Origin of the sequence: Streptomyces sp. NPDC056527, assembly GCF_042794475.1 — a bacterium.
In the GTDB taxonomy this organism is placed as follows: domain Bacteria; phylum Actinomycetota; class Actinomycetes; order Streptomycetales; family Streptomycetaceae; genus Streptomyces.
The window spans coordinates 12,479-29,412 of record NZ_JBHTTQ010000092.1 but is presented as its reverse complement, the minus strand read 5'-3'; the positions used below and the strand labels follow the sequence as shown (position 1 = coordinate 29,412).

Genomic DNA, 16,934 nt, shown 5'->3' with positions numbered 1-16,934 from the left:
CGGTACGACGACCGGAAGCGGATCACGCGCTCCTCACGCGCGACCCGAGTCCAGGCGCCGGTGGACCGGACCGGTACCTAGTGGAAGCTGTGCTCCTCGGCGGGGAACGCCCCGCCGGTGACGTCCTCCGCGAAGGCGCGCGCGGCGTCGCCGAGCGTCTCGCGGAGGTTGGCGTACTGCTTGGTGAAGCGCGGGACCTTGCCGCCGGTCAGACCGGCCATGTCGGTCCACACGAGGACCTGGGCGTCGGTGTCGGGGCCCGCGCCGATGCCGATGGTCGGGATGTGCAGCGAGCGCGTGACCTCGGCGGCCAGCTCGGCCGGGACGAGCTCCAGGACGACGGCGAAGGCGCCCGCGTCCTGGGCCGCCTTGGCGTCGTTGAGCAGCCGGTGCGCGGCCTCGTCGCCCCGGCCCTGGACCCGGTACCCCATGGTGTTGACGGACTGCGGGGTCAGGCCCAGGTGGGACATGACCGGGATCCCGGCCTGGACGAGCAGCTCGGTCTGCGGCAGCGAGCGCTCGCCGCCCTCCAGCTTGACCGCGCCGACGCCCGCGTCCTTGACGAGCCGGGTGGCGTTGCGCAGGGCCTGGACGGGCCCTTCCTGGTACGAACCGAAGGGGAGGTCGCCGACGACGAGGGCACGCTTGGTGCCCCGTACGACGGCGGCCGACAGGAGGGTCATCTCGTCCATCGTGACGGGCACGGTGGTGTCGTAACCGAGGTGACAGTTGCCCATGGAGTCGCCGACGAGCACGACCGGGATCCCGGCCTCGTCGAAGACGGACGCGGTCATCGCGTCGTAGGCGGTGAGCATGGGCCACTTCTCGCCGCGAGCCTTGGCCGCGGTGATGTCGTGGACGGAGATACGGCGCGTGCCCTTGCCTCCGTACAGCGCCTTGCTGCTGTCGGGGGACTGCTTCGGGGCAGGCTGAAGCGTCATGGTGAACGGCTCCTTCGTCATCTCGAGGCGCCCTGACGGCGTCCCCGGACCACATCCATGGTGGCACCTCGCGCCACGGCGCGGAAAGAGGGCCGGAGTGGTGCTGTTCACACCGCCGTCACGGAAGAAAGCCGCCGGGTGACGGGCGCTCCGGGATGCCTTCGACCACGTACGTGCGAATGTGCGCGTTCTGTCACAGCCACCCGCCCCCGCGCCACCTGCAGGAACCCGCCGCGCCGCTGTGTCGTCCCCCGTGGCAGTACGGCAGGCCCGGCATCACCTAGTGTCGACGTCGGGTCACAGAGCAAGGCAGTGAGGACTGAGCAATGGCGCGGGTGGACATGGCGGAGACCGAGAACGGCGGCGCGGGGGACGAGCGCTCCCGGCCCCGGTTCCGGGCGGCGCTCGACCGCTGGCGCGGTGACCGGGGCATCTGGCGCCGCGGGATCCTCCTGGCCGTCTGCGCGGTGCTGCTCACCCTGCTGATGGTCTTCCACGCCGAGATCCCCAACCGGATCGGCAACCTGGGCAGCCTCACCGAGACCTTCCTGCCCTGGCTGGGCGTGCTCGTACCGGTCCTGCTCGTGCTCGCGCTGCTGCGGCGCTCGGCCACCGCGCTGATCGCCCTGCTCCTGCCGACCGTGGTCTGGGTCAACCTCTTCGGGGGGCTCATCACGGACAAGTCCGGCGCGGGCGGCGATCTCACCGTCGCCACCCACAACGTGAACGCCGACAACCCCGACCCGGAGGGGACCGCCCGGCAGATCGCCGAGTCCGGCGCGGACGTGGTGGCCCTGGAGGAGCTCAAGGGCGACATGGTCCCGGTGTACGAGAGCGGCCTGGCAGGCACGTACAAGTACCACTCCGTGCAGGGCACGGTCGGGCTGTGGAGCAAGTACCCGTTGAGCGATCCGCAGCCGGTGGACATCGGCATGGGCTGGACCCGTGCCATGCGCGCCACCGTCGCCACGCCGAAGGGCGACGCGCGGGTGTACGTCGCCCACCTCCCGTCCGTACGGGTCAAGATGAACGCGGGCTTCACCGCCAACCAGCGCGACAACAGCGCGAACCTGCTGGGCGAGGCCATCGCCTCCGACCGGCTGGAGCGGATCATCCTGCTCGGCGACCTCAACGGCACCATGAACGACCGCGCGCTCAACGCCGTCACCGCGCAGATGCGCTCCACCCAGGGCGCGTCGGGCGACGGCTTCGGCTTCAGCTGGCCGGCCTCGTTCCCGATGGCGCGGATCGACCAGATCCTGGTGAAGGGCGTGGAGCCGGTCTCCTCGTGGACGCTGCCGGAGACCAAGAGCGACCATCTGCCGATCGCGGCGCGCGTACGGCTCTAGCACCGGTCGAAACCCTCTCTTCACCTGGGGGGAGTCCGACGGGAACATTTCACCTGAGAGCATTTGTTCAGTTGACGAACTATCTTCTGGAAAGGCTCTCCCCATGCCCCTGGCGCTGCTCGCGCTCGCCGTCTCCGCCTTCGGCATCGGCACCACCGAGTTCGTGATGATGGGGCTGCTGCCCAATGTCGCCGACGACCTCGGCACCTCCGTCCCCACCGCGGGACACCTCGTCTCCGCCTACGCGATCGGCGTCGTCATAGGCGCCCCGCTGCTCACCGCGCTCGGCTCGCGCGTCCCGCGCAAGAAGATGCTGCTCCTGCTGATGGCGCTGTTCGTCGTCGGCAACCTGGCCTCCGCGCTCGCGCCCGGCTTCGGCTGGCTGATCGGCGGCCGCGTCCTGGCCGGGCTCCCGCACGGCGCGTTCTTCGGCGTCGGCGCGGTCGTCGCCGCGCGGCTCGTACGCGAGGACCGCCAGGCGCGGGCGGTCGCCACGATGTTCCTGGGTCTCACGGTCGCCAACATCCTCGGCGTACCCGCCGCGACCCTGCTCGGCCAGCACCTCGGCTGGCGGGCCACCTTCGTCGTCGTCACCGTCATCGGCCTGCTGGCCATGGCGGCGCTCGCCCGGCTCGTGCCGTACGTCCCCGTCGACGAGCGGCAGAGCCTCGGGCGCGAGGTGCGCGCGCTCGGCCGCCCGCAGGTACTGCTCGGCCTGCTCACCGCGGTCTTCGGCTTCGCGGGTGTCTTCGCGGTCTACTCCTACCTCGCCTCGATGACCACCGAGGTGATGGGCTTCGGGGAGTCCTCCGTCACCCTCGTCCTCGCCCTCTTCGGCATCGGCATGACGGCCGGCGCGCTCGCCGCGGGCCCGCTGACCGACCGGGCGCTGCGCCCGACGCTGTACGGCTCCCTCGGCGCCCTCGCGCTCGTCCTGGTCGCCTTCCGGTTCACCATCCATGTGCCGTGGCTGGCCCTCGTGACCGTCGTCGTCCTCGGCGCCGTCGGCTTCATGACCACCACCCCGCTCCAGATGCTGGTCATGAACAAGGCCAAGGACGCGCCGACCCTGGCCTCCGCCTCCAACCACTCCGCCTTCAACCTGGCCAACGCGGGCGGCGCCTGGGCGGGCGGCGCGGCCGTCGCCGCGGGCTGGGGCTGGACCTCCCCGACGCTCGTCGGCGCGGTCCTCGCCGTCGTCGGCCTGGCGATCGCGGCGGTGGCGGGACTGCTCGACCGGACGCGCACGGCGGAGGGCGCCTCCCGCGTCGTCGCGGGAAGCGCCCAGGCCGTCGAGCGGGCCGTCAGCGGCTCGTCGTCTCCCGCCAGCGGTTCGTGATCGGCAGCCGCCGGTCCTTGCCGAAGCCCTTCGCCGAGATCTTGGTGCCCGGCGGGTACTGGCGCCGCTTGTACTCCGCCGTGTCCACCATCCGCAGCGTCCGCGTCACCAGCTCCTCGTCGAAGCCGGCCGCGACGATGGCGTCCTTGCCCTGGTCGCGGTCGACGTACATCGCGAGGATCCCGTCCAGGACGTCGTAGTCCGGCAGCGAGTCGGTGTCGACCTGCCCCGGGCGCAGCTCGGCGCTCGGCGGCTTGGTGATCGAGCTCTCCGGGATCGGCGGCGTCATACCGCGCTCCTCGGCCGCCCGGTTGCGCCAGCGCGCCAGCCGGAACACGGTCGACTTGTAGACGTCCTTGATCGGTCCGTACGCGCCGACCGAGTCGCCGTAGAGCGTGGAGTACCCCACCGCCAGCTCGGACTTGTTGCCCGGCGCGAGGACGATGTGGCCCTCCTGGTTGGAGATCGCCATCAGCATCGTGCCGCGCAGCCGGGACTGCAGGTTCTCCTCGGCCAGGCCCGTGAGCCCGAGCGCTCCCATGTACGCGTCGAACATCGGCTCGATCGACACCGTACGGAAGTTGAGGCCGGTGCGGCGGGCCAGTTCGGCGGCGTCGCCGCGCGAGTGGTCCGAGGAGTACTTGGACGGCATCGAGATCCCGTACACGTTCTGCGCGCCCATCGCGTCGCAGGCGATCGCGGCGACCAGCGCCGAGTCGATGCCGCCGGAGAGGCCGACGAGGACCGAACGGAAGCCGTTCTTGGCGGCGTACGCACGCAGGCCGACGACCAGCGCCGAGTACACCTCCTCGTCGTCGTCGAGCCGGTCCGCGTAGCCGCCGGTCAGCTCAGGCTCGTACGCGGGCACCGGCTCCTCGGACAGGATCACGCGGTCGATCCGCAGCCCGTCGTCCACGATGCCCGTGGGCGCGTCGGGGGAGGCGGCCGGCAGGTCGAGGTCGAGGAGCACGCTGCCCTCGGAGAACTGCGGTGCGCGCGCGACGACTTCACCGCTCGCGTCGACGACGATCGAGTCGCCGTCGAAGACCAGCTCGTCCTGGCCGCCGATCATCGCGAGATAGGCGGTCGTGCAGCCCGCCTCCTGGGCGCGCTTGCGGACCAGTTCGAGCCGGGTGTCGTCCTTCTCCCGCTCGTACGGCGAGGCGTTGATCGACACGAGCAGCCCGGCGCCGGCGCTGCGGGCCGCCGGGACGCGACCGCCCTCCTGCCACAGGTCCTCGCAGATCGCGAGCGCCACGTCGATGCCGTGGACCCGGACGACCGGCATGGTGTCGCCCTGGACGAAGTAGCGGAACTCGTCGAAGACGCCGTAATTGGGGAGGTGGTGCTTGGCGAAGCGCAGCGCCACCTCGCCCCGGTGCAGCACCGCGGCGGCGTTCTCGGGGGATCCGGCGGGCCGCCCGAGCCGGGGCTCGGCGCGGTCCGAACGGTCGAGATAGCCGACGATCACGGGCAGCTCCCCGAAGCCCTCGGCGTCGAGACGCCGGGCGAGCGCCCGCAGGGCGTCCCGGGACGCCTCCACGAAGGACGAGCGCAGCGCGAGGTCCTCGACGGGGTAGCCGGTCAGCACCATCTCGGGGAACGCGACCAGATGCGCGCCCTGCTCGGCGGCGTGCCGGGTCCAGTGGACGATCGCCTCGGCGTTCCCGGCGAGATCGCCGACGGTCGAGTCGATCTGATTCAGAGCGAGGCGTAGTTGAGGCACGCGCCCAGTGTAATCGTCAGACCGACGCTATGTCCTGGCGACGGCCGGGGCGGTCGAGCCGATGTCCCGACATCCCGGGCGCCGCCGGCCCGGCCTGTCGGCCCGGGTGGCCCGGCATCCCGGGTGTGGGACGCCGGGATCGGGCGGGCGTCCGGCTACTTCGTCGGGCCGGCCCAGATCGCGTCCTCGTGGTCGAGGATCGTCGGGCTCAGCTCGACCTGCAGCTCGCCGTCCGCCTTCGGCGACACCGAGAAGGCGAAGTCGCCCTTGGCCTGCTTGCCGGGGAGCACGTTGCCCTGGAACATCTCCGTCGCGTTGCTGCCGTCGAAGACCGGCTCGGCCCGCGCGCCCTCCGCGTCGCTCGCGTTCACCAGGGCGCCGGAGACGTCGAGGGTCTTCTTGCTGCCGTTGACGATCGTGACCGTCACCTGGAACGCGCTGTTGCCCTTGGCGTGCCCGGCGGCGAACTGGTCGGGCTTGTAGGCCCGCGGCTTGGAGACGGTCACCTTGATCCCGTCCTCGTACGCGAAGGTCTGACCGAACTTCAGCGCCGCCGGGGCGGTCTCGGTCGGCTCGGCCTCCGTGGGCTCCGCGCCGGGCTCGGCGGGAGCGGCGGTGGCCTTCTCCTGCTTCTTGATCTCCTCGTCGATGTCGTCCGCGATGTCCTTCACCGCGGTGACGACGACGATCAGCCAGACGATCGAGACGACGATGGAGACGGCGCCGAGGATGAGGCCGGTGAGGGCCATCCCCTTGTTCGTCGCCTGGCCGTTGCGGCCGCGGGAGTGGCCGATGATGCCGAATATGAGGGCGAGCACGCCCAGGATCCCGCCGAGCCAGAACGAGAACGGGAAGACGGCGAAGAGCAGGCCCACGATGCCGAGGACGAGAGCGGTCACCCCGAGACCGTTGCGCGGCTGCTGGAACGGGGGCTGCGGCGGCATCCCGGGCATATTGACCGGCGGCGGGCCCCAGGAGTTCTGGCCGGGGGTGTTCGTGGGCATGGTCATGCGCATCCTCCGAGGTGGCTGAGGGTTTGACGGTAAGCCAGCTGATTATGGAGGAGCCACGTATTTTGTGTGCAACCCGTGTCCATGAGGGGGGGAGCCGTCGACGTGCGAGGCGGCCGCACGCCGCCGACCATGGGCTCATGACGACCCGTGAGCATCGCGAATCCGGACGGATCCACCCCGACCACCGGGACGAGAAGGCACCCGAATAGCATCTCGTACCACTATGTCCAGAAGCCGTACGCGACCGGTCGCCGCCCTCCTGCTGTCGTCGGGCGCGCTCGCGTACACCGCCTGGGTCCTCGAGGTCGTCGTCCGGACCGGGCTCGACCCGATACGGACGTACGTCTCCGAACTCGCCGCCGCCGACCAGCCGCTCGGCGGCCTGTTCCGCGCCACCGACATGGTCGCCGGGCTCCTCGTCCTCGCCGGGGCCCTCACCGCCCTCGCGCTCCCCGGGCGGCGCCCCTGGACCGTCACCGGCTGGCTCGCCCTCGCCCTCTTCGGCGCCGCCACCGCCGTCGACTCCCGGCTGCCGCTCAGCTGTACGCCCACCGCCGACCCGGAGTGCGCCGCGCGCGAGACCGCCGGACTCGTGCCCGCCACCCACACGGCGCATGCGGTCAGCTCCGGCCTCGCCATGACGGGCGCCCTGGCCGCCATGCTCGCCCTGACGTTCGCCGCCCGCCGCTACCGGATCTGGCGGCCCCTCGCCCGTACCGGCCCCCTGGTCGTCGCCCTCGAACTGGCCGCCACCGTCTGGACCCTGGCCGCCGTCGCCGCCTTCGAGGCCGGCAAGGGCACCTTCTCGCTGGGGGCCGGCCAGCGGCTGCAGGTCCTGCTCGTGGCAGTCTGGCTCGCGATACTCGCCGTCTCCGTGGCCAGGGAGAGAGCTTGAGCGTGTTCGTGCGGGTCGGGGGCGTGGCCCACCATGTCGTCGTCGAGGGCGGCGGACCCGTCTGCGTGCTGAGCGCCGGCCTCGGCATGAGCTGGTTCGACTGGGACCCCGTCGTCCCGCTGCTGACCCCGCACCGCACGGTCGTCCGCTTCGACCGCCCCGGCCACGGACTCTCCGCCCCGGCCGCGGTCCCACCCAGCGCCACGGGCGAGGCCCACCGCATCGCCGGCCTCCTGGACGCGCTCGGCCACCCGGAGCCCGTCACCGTCGTCGGGCATTCCATCGCCGGGTTCCACGCCGAGGCCTTCGCCCGGCTCCACCCGGACCGCGCCGCCGGGATCGTGCTCGTCGACTCCTCCGTCGAGGAGGACGCCCGTACCCCCGCCGCGCCCGCACTGCGTACCGCCGCCGCCCGCGGCCTCGGCACGCTGCTCTCGGCCGTCGGGGCACCGGCCGCCCTCGGCCCGGCCGTCCGCCGCGCCACCGTACGGCTCTCCCGCGCCACCGGCGGGGACCCGGCCCCCGCCGAACTCGTACGCCGCTGCTACGCCACCTCACGCGTCATGCAGGGCACGCTCCTGGAGAACACCCACTACCGCACGGTCGCCGCCGAACTCCTCGCCCTGCGCGAGCGGCACCCGCTCCCGCCCGGCCTTCCCGTCACCGTCCTCGCCGCTCCGGACGGCTCCGCCCGCTGGGCACGACGGCAACGCGCGCTGGCCCGCCGGCTCGACGCCCGCTACGAGGCGGTCGAGCTGGCGGGCCACCTGATGATGCTGGACCGCCCCGAATCGGTGGCACGGGCGGTGCTGCGCCACGGTCCCGGTCAGCGGGATGCGTAGACGCTCGCGCAGAACTCCTTGATCTGCTCGTCGTCCAGATGCTGCGCCAGATCCGCCTCGCTGATCATGCCCACCAGGCGCTTGTTCTCGATGACGGGGAGGCGCTTGATCTGATGGCCCGTCATCTCGTGGAGTACCTCGCCCACATCCGAACCCGCCTCGATCCAGCGTGGGGTGCCGTGCGCCATCTCTCCGCAGGTGACCTTCGCCGGGTCATGGCCCATGGCCACACAGCCGACGACTATGTCCCGGTCCGTGATGATGCCGCACAGCCGTTCGTTCTCGTCGGCGATGGGCAGCGCGCCCACATTGAGGTCGCGCATCATCTGTGCCGCGCGGTCGAGAGTTTCGTGCCGGGGGATCCACTGGGCCCCGGAGTGCATGATGTCCTTCGCCGTGGTCATGGGGTGCGTACCTCCGTAAGAACGTCGTCGTACGTACGTCCCCGAGCGTCAACCATTGTCCGCGTACGCGGCGGCCCCCGCGACCGCTGGGGTCACGGGGGCCGACCGGGGCCGTGCTCAGGCGCGCGGCTTAGCGCCCCGCGCCTTCAGCAGGTCCGCCATCAGCGCGATCTCGGACTCCTGGGCGTCGACCATGCCCTGCGCGAGGTTCCGCTCGATCTCCACGGAGCACTTCTCCACGCAGCCCTGGGCCATGTGGACGCCGCCCTTGTGGTGGTCGGTCATCAGCTGGAGGTAGAGGATCTCCGCCTCCTTGCCGTCGGCCTTCCGCAACCGGTCGAGCTCGGTCTTCGTCGCCATGCCCGGCATCAGCGCCCCGTCGAGGGGGCCGGTGTCGCCGTGCCCGCCCATGCCCATCCAGGCCATCGGCTCGGTGCCCGACTCGACCTTCGGCAGGCCCCACATGTCCAGCCAGCCCAGCATCATGCCGCGCTGGTTGGCCTGGGTGTTGGCGATGTCGTACGCCAGCCGGCGCACCTCCTCGTCCTGGGTGCGGTCCCGGACGATGAACGACATCTCGACGGCCTGCTGGTGGTGGACCGCCATGTCACGGGCGAAGCCCGCGTCCGCCGAGGCCGACACGGGCGTCGCCGGCGCCTCCTCGCGCTGCGCGGAGGCGACCGTGACGGCGCCCCCGGCGAAGAGCAGCGCGAGGACGACGGCGGCGATCGACGCCCCGTGCGTACGGGTCAGCTTCACTGGCCGGCCCCGACACCGCCGGTGCAGGCCGCGCCGGGCTCGGGGGTCTGCGGGCCCTGCACGTACTTGGTGAAGAAGGCGTCGACCCGCGGGTCGCTCGCGCTGTCCACGGACACCTGCTTGCCCCAGGCGCTCAGCGTGATGGCACCGGCCTGGTCGTCGACCGGGCTCATCAGCGAGTACGGGGTCTTGCCGACCTTCTCGGCCAGCTTCTTCACATCGGCTTCCGAAGCCTTCTTGCTGTACGTGACCCAGACCGCGCCGTGCTCCAGCGAGTGCACGGCGTTCATGTCGGCGATCTTCGTCGTGTAGACGTCGCCGTCGCAGTTCTGCCAGACCTGGTCGTGGTCACCGCCGACCGGCGGCTTCATCTCGTAGGCGACCGGCGTGGTCACGTGGTTGCGGCCGAGCTTCTTGGCGTCCCAGGACTTCTCGTCCTTGATGGGGGCCTTGGCGGCGGCCTCCTGCTGCTCCTTCTTCTCGGACTGCTGGTTGAGCACGTAGCCGCCGAAGCCGACGAGGCTGAGGACGACCACGGTGGAGACGCCGATGGTGATGAAGCGGTTGCGGCGCTCGCGGGCCTGCTCGGCGCGGCGCATCTCCTCTATTCGGGCGCGGCGGTCGGCGTTGGCGGAGCGGTTGGCGGCCATGGTGATGTCGTCCTTCTCGGATGTGGGGTGGCGTGGGGGCGTGAGCCGTGGGTCGGAGCGGATGCGGCCCGTCGGCTATGTCCGCAGTACTTGAAGGACGTGCAGGTCCGGCGCGCGGGGTTGCGCGTCGACGCGGGGCGCCCGGCCGCCGTCGTACGACGGTCCGAGGCGAGGGAACCGGCCCTCCGCCTGGGGCGGGGGGTCGAGCGGCGGCGCGGTGAGCACCGCCGGGCTGAGCGAGGGGAACAGGGAGCAGTCGCCGCGGTCGTACGGGCAGACGAACTCGTCGGCATCCGCGGTCCGCTGGTGGTGCGCCTGGGCGGGTCCGTCATGGGCCACGGCGTCGCCGGCACCCAGACAGACGAAGAGCGCGGCGAGGAGCGTCGCCACGGCACTCACCAGTGCCATGGGACGCGCGCGCCGGGACAGGCGTACGAGTGGAGTGCCCCCCATGGGCCGAGATCGTAGTGGCCCGAGCGGCTGGAGGGGACAGGCGGGGGGAACGTAGTGGGAACAGACGCACGGAATCGGGCGGTCCCCCGTTACCTGTGTCACACGCGAGCAGGCACTATGGGTGTGCAACGTGCGCGAAACCATGTGGTGGGATGCTCAGGTGCCCCCCGATGTGCCCGAGGCGGTGGGAACAGGCGGCCTGACCAGCAAAGATGGGTGTGGAAATGGACAAGCAGCAGGAATTCGTGCTCCGGACGCTCGAGGAGCGCGACATCCGGTTCGTGCGGCTGTGGTTCACCGACGTCCTCGGCTTCCTGAAGTCGGTGGCCGTGGCGCCCGCCGAGCTTGAGCAGGCATTCGACGAGGGCATCGGCTTCGACGGCTCCGCCATCGAGGGCTTCGCCCGTGTATACGAATCCGACATGATCGCCAAGCCGGATCCGGGCACCTTCCAGATCCTGCCCTGGCGCGCGGAGGCCCCGGGCACCGCACGGATGTTCTGCGACATCCTCATGCCGGACGGCTCCCCGTCCTTCGCGGACCCGCGGTACGTCCTGAAGCGCATCCTGGCCAAGACCTCGGATCTCGGCTTCACCTTCTACACGCACCCCGAGATCGAGTTCTTCCTGCTGAAGGACAAGCCGCTGGACGGGACGAAGCCCACGCCCGCCGACAACTCGGGCTACTTCGACCACACTCCGCAGAACGTGGGCATGGACTTCCGCCGCCAGGCCATCACCATGCTGGAGTCGATGGGCATCTCGGTGGAGTTCTCCCACCACGAGGGCGCCCCGGGCCAGCAGGAGATCGACCTGCGTTACGCCGACGCGCTCTCCACGGCCGACAACATCATGACCTTCCGCCTGGTCATGAAGCAGGTCGCACTGGAGCAGGGCGTGCAGGCCACGTTCATGCCGAAGCCGTTCTCGGAGTACCCGGGCTCGGGCATGCACACCCACCTCTCCCTCTTCGAGGGCGACCGCAACGCCTTCTACGAGTCGGGCGCGGAGTACCAGCTCTCCAAGGTGGGCCGCTCCTTCATCGCCGGCCTGCTCAAGCACGCCGCCGAGATCTCGGCCGTCACCAACCAGTGGGTCAACTCCTACAAGCGCATCTGGGGCGGCTCGGCCCGCAGCGCGGGCGCGGGCGGCGAGGCCCCCTCGTACATCTGCTGGGGCCACAACAACCGCTCGGCCCTGATCCGGGTCCCGATGTACAAGCCGGGCAAGACGGGCTCGTCGCGGGTCGAGGTCCGCTCGATCGACTCCGGCGCCAACCCCTACCTGACCTACGCGGTCCTCCTCGCGGCGGGCCTCAAGGGCATCGAGGAGGGCTACGAACTCCCGGCCGGCGCGGACGACGACGTCTGGGCCCTCTCGGACGCGGAACGCCGCGCGATGGGCATCGAGCCGCTGCCGCAGAACCTGGGCGAGGCGATCGCGCTGATGGAGAAGAGCGAACTGGTCGCGGAGACGCTGGGCGAGCACGTCTTCGACTTCTTCCTGCGCAACAAGAAGCAGGAGTGGGAGGAGTACCGCTCCGAGGTCACCGCCTTCGAGCTGCGGAAGAACCTGCCGGTGCTGTAGGCGCAGGTCAGAGTGGGTAGACCCCGGGGTACACGATCAGGGCCGACGGTGGCGAGCCGTCGGCCCTGGGCCGTCTTCGGCCGTGTGCGCGTGAGACGCGGGGTGTCGAACGGGTTTCCGGCGTCGGCAGCGCCGGGTCCCGGGCCTGTGCGATGGTGGGCGTGTGACCAGCTTGGAGGATCTCGTTCGGCTGCGCCGGGCCCGTGACCTGATGGATCGCGACTACGCGGAGCCGCTCGACGTGGAGGCGTTGGCGCGGGTCGCGCTGATGTCGGCGGGGCACTTCTCGCGGAGCTTTCGGGCCGCCTTCGGGGAGACGCCGTACAGCTACCTGATGACGCGCCGCATCGAGCGGGCCAAGGCGCTGCTGAGGCGCGGGGACCTGTCGGTGACCGAGGTCTGTTTCGAGGTCGGCTGTACGTCGCTGGGGTCGTTCAGCTCGCGGTTCACCGAGCTCGTCGGCGAGAGCCCCAGCGCCTACCGGGCCCGCGACCACGGCGCCGGCGCAGCCATCCCCGCCTGCATCGCCAAGATCCACACGCGACCGGTCAGGAACGGAGAAGCGAAAGCCGACCCCCGCTCGTAGCGTGAACGCATGGACATCACACTCTCTCAGTGCTTCATCGCCGTCGACGACCACGACAAGGCGCTCGCCTTCTACCGGGACGCCCTCGGCCTCGAGGTGCGCAACGACGTCGGGTTCGAAGGGATGCGCTGGGTGACGCTCGGCGCACCCTCGCAGCCCGATGTGGACATCGTCCTCGAACCGCCGCTCGCCGACCCGAACGCCTCGTCCGCCGACCGGGAGGCCATGGCGGAGCTGCTCGCGAAGGGCCTGCTGCGCGGTGTCATCTTCCGCACCGCCGACGTCGACGCCACCTTCGAGCGCGTCCGCGCCGCGGGCGGCGAGGTCCTGCAGGAGCCGGTCGACCAGCCGTACGGCGTCCGCGACTGCGCCTTCCGCGACCCCTCCGGGAACATGGTGCGTTTCACCCAGCCTCGCGGGCAGTGAGCGCACCGCCCACCCGCGCGGTGTCTTGATTCACGCCGTTGACGGTCCGTCGGGGGCGGCGGAAACTGCCCCGATGAAGATCACCTCGTTCGTCACCGGGCGTCTGCTACTGCACCCGCTCACCGTTGCCGAGGCCGAGCGGATCGTCGCGCGGGCGCCCGCCACGGAGGACCGTTGGGCGCCGGGGTACCCGGCCGACGGCGACGTGGCCGGGGCGCGTGGATTCCTCGGCGTGTGTGCCGCGCAGGGGGATCCGGGCGTGTTCGGGGCGTACGAGATACGGCGGCGGACGGACGGGGCCGCCGTGGGCGGGATCGGGTTCCACGGGCCGCCGGACGACGAGCGGTTCGTGACCGTCGGGTACGGGCTCGTCCCGGACGTACGCGGGCTCGGGTACGCCACCGAGGCGCTGCGGGCTCTGCTCGAACTGGCCCGCGAGCAGGGCGTGGCCGGAGCGAAGGGCGACGCCGACCTCCCGAACGTCGCCTCGCAGCGCGTGATGGAGGCGGCCGGGATGCGGTACGCGGGCGAGGACGAACGGGTGCGGTACTACCGGGTGGACTTCACGCCGGTGGTCTGAGCGCGGACGGCTCCCCGAGTGCGGACGGTGACCCGACGAGGGTTGGCCCGAGCGCGGACGGCTCCCCGAGCGCGGGCGGTCGGCTGACCGTGGACGGTGGCCCGAGCGCGGGCCGTCGGCCGACCGCCGGCGGTGGCCCCACCAGCACGTCCGTGCCGGAGCCCGCCGTGCCCCGCCCCCATACCCCTCAGCGTTCCGACAGCTCCGCCGGTGCCTCCTGGACCACCCAGCTGTTGCCGTCCGGGTCCGCGAAGGTCATGAACGAGTTCCAGGTCTCGCCCTTGCCCTCCTCCCAGCCCGTCTTGCCGACGTGCTGGATCGGGCCGACGTCCACGCCCCGGTCGACGAGTTCCTTGCGTGCCGCCTCGATGTCGGTGACGCAGAGCTGGAGGCCGTGCAGCGTGCCCGGGGCCATCTTCTTCGTGCCGGGCATCGCCGGCAGCCCGCTCTCCAGCGAGATCGAGCAGCGCGACCCGGGCGGCGTGACCTGGATGACGCGGATGCCCGGCGAGACCTCCGAGTCGAGGTCGATCCCGAAGCCGCACTTCTCGCCGTAGAACTCCTTGGCGCGGTCCAGGTCGGTCACGGGCACCAGGACGACTTCGAGCGTCACGTTCATGCAGGGCTCCTCAGAAACGCCAGCGGGTCTGGCCGAAGGGGTCGCCCTTGGCGAAACCGAACACCGTGCGCGGTGCCACGGCGAACACCAGGGCCGTCCCACCGTCGCCCACGAACGCGCCGTCGCGCACGTCGAATCGCCAATCGTCGCCGTACTTCTGGACGTACGCCCTGGTCAGCGCCTGCAGCCGCGTCTCGTCGGTCACCCGAACGGCCGTACCTTCGACCACCAGATCGACGCCTTCGGCGAGCGAGGCGGTCCCGGTGGTGAGGACCACCTCCTGGTTCCCCTCCAGATTGCGCGCCTTGCGCTCGTCGGGACCCGTGCAGAAGTGCAGCGCGCCCTCCGACCACACCGCGATCAGCGGCGTGACGTGCGGGCGGCCGTCCGGACGGACGGTGGTCAGCCAGAAGACCTCGGCCTCGGCGAGCCGCGCGGCGGCCTCGGACCACTCGGCGGCGTGGGCCTTCGGGTCGCTGAAGCGGGGGTCCAGAGTGGTCTCCGGGGCCATGGTGTCCTCCAGTACGGGGCAGCGGTCCTACAACGAAGACCGTGCACCGGCCCGGAACTCATCGCACGGCGGGCGTCCAGTGCAGCTTTCCGTCCAGCCCCATCGCCGCCACTCCGTCCACGACCCCGCCGGGAGCGCCGGAGAACAGGAACTTCTCCAGCGTCCAGAGCGGCCGGGTGCCCGCGCTCGCCGCCGGGGCCGTCGCCAGGACGCCCGTACGGGAGCGGACCGCCAGCAGCCCCTGGCCGCCGCCCACCGGACCGAAGCCCGCGTCGCCGCCGGCCAGCTCGGTCACCGGAGAGACGAGGGCGCCGCCGGAGAGGTCGGCCGTGCGCAGGTCGCCGGAGGCGGGCTTGCGGAACCAGAGCCGTACGCCCTGCCCGTCCGGGACGGGGCTCGCGCTCAGCGCCAGCGTCGTCGCCGGCAGCCCGGTCCGCCGCGGCTCCGACAGCGGGGCGCCGGGTCGCTGCTGCGACCAGGTGAGGACGGTCTTCGGCGTGCCGGCGAAGGCGTGGATCCGGCCCGCGCCGTCCGTCGTGGCCACCGGGTCGCCGAACAGGCCGTCGCCGCCCAGGGTGCGCCAGGGGCCCCACCCGCGGTCGGGGCCCTGCTCACGCGAGGTCAGCCGGTGCCGGCTGTCGCGCAGCAGCACCGTCGTCCGGCCGGTGCCGTCCACCGCCACGGCCGGGGCGCTGATGTCGGAGGTGCCGCGGGCGTCGTTCTTCTCCGGCGTCCCGAGCGACCGCCACGGCCCGAACGCGCCGCCGGGCGCCGTCTGCTCGGTCGTGACGACCTCACGGCCGTACGCCTGAGCCGAGGCGAGCGTCGTACGGGTGCCGAACACCGCGATCCGGCCGTCCGGGAGCCGTACGGAGGTGACTCCGCTGTCCAGGCCGTCGCCCGGCAGCAGGACCGGCCCCTGCCAGTCGCCGACCCCGCCCGCGGGCTTCTTCCAGACCGCGAGGCGCCCGTCGAGCACCGAGAAGGCGTGCAGACCGCCGTCGGTGTGGCGCTGCACCCAGGAGGTGGAGGTCCCGCGGGCGTAGCGGATGGTGTCGGTCCAGCCCCATCCGCCGGGGCGTCCCGCCACCTTGAGGTCGCCGCAGCCGGCGGCGTCGGCGCAGTCGTTGACCTCGTCGACCCAGGCGTACGTCTTCAGGGTGCTCAGCTTGGCACCGGCCGACGCGGGGTCGAGGGTGCGCGGCAGCATGCCGGTGGGGTAGCCGAGGTAGTTCTGGACGCCGAAGTGCGGACGGCCGGTGGTGGTCGCGTACCGCGCGAGGGCGGCCTGCGCGAACCGGGCGCCGTACAGGTGGTCCTGGTGGTCGGTGTACGTCCCGGTCTTGGCGTTCCGGCCCGGGGTCGGGTCCTGCATCCGGACGAAGGTGGGCCGGAAGCGCGCGAGGAGTCCGGCGAGGGTGTCGATCACCTGCTCCCTCGTGTACGAGAAGTCGGTGTCGACGGGGGTGCCGGCGGCGCGCTGCGACTCGAGCGACTCGACCCGGCCGTTCCACAGTCCGTTCAGGCTGTGCGGGCGGTTGCCGTTGATGGAGCCGGCCTCGCGCATCTGCAGCCAGACCAGGCTTATCTGCGGCTTGGCGCGCAGGACGTCCAGCTCGGCGCGGGCGCCGCCGGCGGTGGGGATGACGACCCGGTCCCAGGGGCTGGTGCGGTTGCCGGTTGCCATCTCGGCGTACGCGGCGCGTATGCCGTTCTGCCGGGCCTCGGCGAACGCGGCCTTGTCGGGCGCGGGGCGATGGGGGGCGCGGGGCCTGGCGTTGACGCCGTCCGACTCTCCGGAGGTCATGTATATGGAGGTCAGGGCCGCGCCCGAGCGTATGGACTGGGCCGTGTCCGGGTTCATGAAGTACAGGTCGTCGTCCGGGTGGGCCACGATCTGCGCCACGGCGACATCGGTGGTGCGGACCGGCTTCGTCTCGCGCGCGGGTGCCGCCGCCTGACGCGACGGTCCGGCGGTCCCCTTCGACTCCTGGCTCGTCGGGGCTCCGGAGACGGTGCCGGAGGAGAGGTGGACCAGCCCCGCCAGGGAACCGCCCACGAGCGCGGTCGTCGTCAGGACGGAGACGAGCCGGGCGCGGGGCGTCAGGGAGGGGCGACGGAGACGGACACGCATCGACGGTATGCACTTTCGAAGGACGAACAGGGCCGGGGCGGTGCTTCGGCCAGGAAGAGGGACTTTCAAGGAGTACGGTTCATCGGCCGCGAATAGTGAGCAATGTGCGTGACATCACGTG

The 16,934-nt window shown here is 71.5% G+C and carries 18 protein-coding genes; 8 read left to right on the top strand and 10 right to left on the bottom strand.

The window, feature by feature from the left end; genetic code table 11:
* Nucleotides 1-77 precede the first annotated feature (77 nt).
* Complete coding sequence (panB, locus tag ACFQ7Q_RS30370) at nucleotides 78-941, bottom strand: 3-methyl-2-oxobutanoate hydroxymethyltransferase (protein ID WP_383560619.1); 864 nt, start codon at nucleotides 939-941, stop codon at nucleotides 78-80.
* 326 nt (nucleotides 942-1,267) lie between these two features.
* Between panB and ACFQ7Q_RS30365 the strand changes: the two genes are divergently transcribed.
* Complete coding sequence (locus tag ACFQ7Q_RS30365; RefSeq protein WP_383560617.1) at nucleotides 1,268-2,290, top strand: endonuclease/exonuclease/phosphatase family protein; 1,023 nt, start codon at nucleotides 1,268-1,270, stop codon at nucleotides 2,288-2,290.
* A 103-nt stretch (nucleotides 2,291-2,393) separates the two neighbouring features.
* On the top strand, nucleotides 2,394-3,629 hold the full coding sequence (locus ACFQ7Q_RS30360) for an MFS transporter (protein ID WP_383560614.1): 1,236 nt from the start codon (nucleotides 2,394-2,396) through the stop codon (nucleotides 3,627-3,629).
* Here ACFQ7Q_RS30360 and ACFQ7Q_RS30355 read toward each other — a convergent pair.
* Together ACFQ7Q_RS30355 and ACFQ7Q_RS30350 are read right to left on the bottom strand one after the other, a co-directional pair.
* Complete coding sequence (locus ACFQ7Q_RS30355; protein ID WP_383560612.1) at nucleotides 3,595-5,355, bottom strand: NAD+ synthase; 1,761 nt, start codon at nucleotides 5,353-5,355, stop codon at nucleotides 3,595-3,597. The genes ACFQ7Q_RS30360 and ACFQ7Q_RS30355 overlap by 35 nt on opposite strands.
* Nucleotides 5,356-5,510: 155 nt before the next feature.
* Entirely contained in the window at nucleotides 5,511-6,359 is an 849-nt protein-coding gene (locus ACFQ7Q_RS30350; RefSeq protein ID WP_383560609.1) for a DUF4190 domain-containing protein, read from the bottom strand.
* Nucleotides 6,360-6,591: 232 nt separating this feature from the next.
* On the opposite strand from ACFQ7Q_RS30350, the gene ACFQ7Q_RS30345 reads away from it, so the two are divergent.
* Entirely contained in the window at nucleotides 6,592-7,263 is a 672-nt protein-coding gene (locus tag ACFQ7Q_RS30345) for a DUF998 domain-containing protein (RefSeq protein WP_383560607.1), read from the top strand.
* Nucleotides 7,260-8,105: an alpha/beta fold hydrolase gene (locus ACFQ7Q_RS30340; protein WP_383560604.1), complete on the top strand. Its 846-nt coding sequence runs from the start codon at nucleotides 7,260-7,262 to the stop codon at nucleotides 8,103-8,105. Before ACFQ7Q_RS30345 ends, ACFQ7Q_RS30340 begins: the two co-directional genes overlap by 4 nt.
* Here ACFQ7Q_RS30340 and ACFQ7Q_RS30335 read toward each other — a convergent pair.
* From ACFQ7Q_RS30335 to ACFQ7Q_RS30320, 4 genes are all read right to left on the bottom strand, one after another.
* A complete protein-coding gene (locus ACFQ7Q_RS30335; RefSeq protein ID WP_376437914.1) occupies nucleotides 8,090-8,509 on the bottom strand; it encodes a CBS domain-containing protein in 420 nt (139 codons plus the stop codon). The genes ACFQ7Q_RS30340 and ACFQ7Q_RS30335 overlap by 16 nt on opposite strands.
* Before the next feature lie 117 nt (nucleotides 8,510-8,626).
* Nucleotides 8,627-9,262 (bottom strand): DUF305 domain-containing protein, encoded by a 636-nt coding sequence (locus tag ACFQ7Q_RS30330; RefSeq protein WP_383560621.1) that lies wholly within the window; start codon nucleotides 9,260-9,262, stop codon nucleotides 8,627-8,629.
* Nucleotides 9,263-9,264: 2 nt separating this feature from the next.
* Nucleotides 9,265-9,918: a DUF3105 domain-containing protein gene (locus ACFQ7Q_RS30325; RefSeq protein ID WP_383560601.1), complete on the bottom strand. Its 654-nt coding sequence runs from the start codon at nucleotides 9,916-9,918 to the stop codon at nucleotides 9,265-9,267.
* A gap of 75 nt (nucleotides 9,919-9,993) precedes the next feature.
* The gene (locus ACFQ7Q_RS30320) at nucleotides 9,994-10,371 is read right to left on the bottom strand and encodes a hypothetical protein (RefSeq protein ID WP_383560598.1); all 378 of its coding nucleotides are present in this window, start codon (nucleotides 10,369-10,371) and stop codon (nucleotides 9,994-9,996) included.
* Nucleotides 10,372-10,595: 224 nt separating this feature from the next.
* On the opposite strand from ACFQ7Q_RS30320, the gene ACFQ7Q_RS30315 reads away from it, so the two are divergent.
* From ACFQ7Q_RS30315 to ACFQ7Q_RS30300, 4 genes are all read left to right on the top strand, one after another.
* The gene (locus ACFQ7Q_RS30315; RefSeq protein ID WP_355108962.1) at nucleotides 10,596-11,957 is read left to right on the top strand and encodes a glutamine synthetase family protein; all 1,362 of its coding nucleotides are present in this window, start codon (nucleotides 10,596-10,598) and stop codon (nucleotides 11,955-11,957) included.
* 163 nt (nucleotides 11,958-12,120) lie between these two features.
* Nucleotides 12,121-12,543 (top strand): helix-turn-helix domain-containing protein, encoded by a 423-nt coding sequence (locus ACFQ7Q_RS30310; RefSeq protein WP_383560596.1) that lies wholly within the window; start codon nucleotides 12,121-12,123, stop codon nucleotides 12,541-12,543.
* Nucleotides 12,544-12,552: 9 nt separating this feature from the next.
* Nucleotides 12,553-12,969 (top strand): VOC family protein, encoded by a 417-nt coding sequence (locus tag ACFQ7Q_RS30305; protein WP_383560593.1) that lies wholly within the window; start codon nucleotides 12,553-12,555, stop codon nucleotides 12,967-12,969.
* 73 nt (nucleotides 12,970-13,042) lie between these two features.
* Complete coding sequence (locus ACFQ7Q_RS30300) at nucleotides 13,043-13,549, top strand: GNAT family N-acetyltransferase (RefSeq protein WP_383560591.1); 507 nt, start codon at nucleotides 13,043-13,045, stop codon at nucleotides 13,547-13,549.
* 187 nt (nucleotides 13,550-13,736) lie between these two features.
* Here the strand turns inward: ACFQ7Q_RS30300 and ACFQ7Q_RS30295 are convergent, their stop codons facing one another.
* From ACFQ7Q_RS30295 to ACFQ7Q_RS30285, 3 genes are read right to left on the bottom strand one after another with little or no spacing between them, the layout of a single operon-like run.
* Nucleotides 13,737-14,168: a VOC family protein gene (locus tag ACFQ7Q_RS30295; RefSeq protein WP_383560588.1), complete on the bottom strand. Its 432-nt coding sequence runs from the start codon at nucleotides 14,166-14,168 to the stop codon at nucleotides 13,737-13,739.
* Between the two features lie 10 nt (nucleotides 14,169-14,178).
* Nucleotides 14,179-14,679, bottom strand: coding sequence for a pyridoxamine 5'-phosphate oxidase family protein (locus ACFQ7Q_RS30290; protein WP_383560586.1), 501 nt, complete (start codon nucleotides 14,677-14,679; stop codon nucleotides 14,179-14,181).
* A gap of 58 nt (nucleotides 14,680-14,737) precedes the next feature.
* Entirely contained in the window at nucleotides 14,738-16,813 is a 2,076-nt protein-coding gene (locus ACFQ7Q_RS30285; protein WP_383560583.1) for a PIG-L family deacetylase, read from the bottom strand.
* Nucleotides 16,814-16,934 lie beyond the last annotated feature (121 nt).

Coding starts and splice junctions, on each gene's coding strand:
- ACFQ7Q_RS30305 (WP_383560593.1), top strand. CDS start 12,553: ATGGACATCACACTCTCTCAGTGCTTCATCGCCGTCGACGACCACGAC.
- ACFQ7Q_RS30365 (WP_383560617.1), top strand. CDS start 1,268: ATGGCGCGGGTGGACATGGCGGAGACCGAGAACGGCGGCGCGGGGGAC.
- ACFQ7Q_RS30325 (WP_383560601.1), bottom strand. CDS start 9,918: ATGGCCGCCAACCGCTCCGCCAACGCCGACCGCCGCGCCCGAATAGAG.
- ACFQ7Q_RS30360 (WP_383560614.1), top strand. CDS start 2,394: ATGCCCCTGGCGCTGCTCGCGCTCGCCGTCTCCGCCTTCGGCATCGGC.
- ACFQ7Q_RS30320 (WP_383560598.1), bottom strand. CDS start 10,371: ATGGGGGGCACTCCACTCGTACGCCTGTCCCGGCGCGCGCGTCCCATG.
- ACFQ7Q_RS30315 (WP_355108962.1), top strand. CDS start 10,596: ATGGACAAGCAGCAGGAATTCGTGCTCCGGACGCTCGAGGAGCGCGAC.
- ACFQ7Q_RS30350 (WP_383560609.1), bottom strand. CDS start 6,359: ATGCCCACGAACACCCCCGGCCAGAACTCCTGGGGCCCGCCGCCGGTC.
- ACFQ7Q_RS30345 (WP_383560607.1), top strand. CDS start 6,592: ATGTCCAGAAGCCGTACGCGACCGGTCGCCGCCCTCCTGCTGTCGTCG.
- panB (WP_383560619.1), bottom strand. CDS start 941: ATGACGCTTCAGCCTGCCCCGAAGCAGTCCCCCGACAGCAGCAAGGCG.
- ACFQ7Q_RS30335 (WP_376437914.1), bottom strand. CDS start 8,509: ATGACCACGGCGAAGGACATCATGCACTCCGGGGCCCAGTGGATCCCC.
- ACFQ7Q_RS30285 (WP_383560583.1), bottom strand. CDS start 16,813: ATGCGTGTCCGTCTCCGTCGCCCCTCCCTGACGCCCCGCGCCCGGCTC.
- ACFQ7Q_RS30290 (WP_383560586.1), bottom strand. CDS start 14,679: ATGGCCCCGGAGACCACTCTGGACCCCCGCTTCAGCGACCCGAAGGCC.
- ACFQ7Q_RS30295 (WP_383560588.1), bottom strand. CDS start 14,168: ATGAACGTGACGCTCGAAGTCGTCCTGGTGCCCGTGACCGACCTGGAC.
- ACFQ7Q_RS30300 (WP_383560591.1), top strand. CDS start 13,043: ATGAAGATCACCTCGTTCGTCACCGGGCGTCTGCTACTGCACCCGCTC.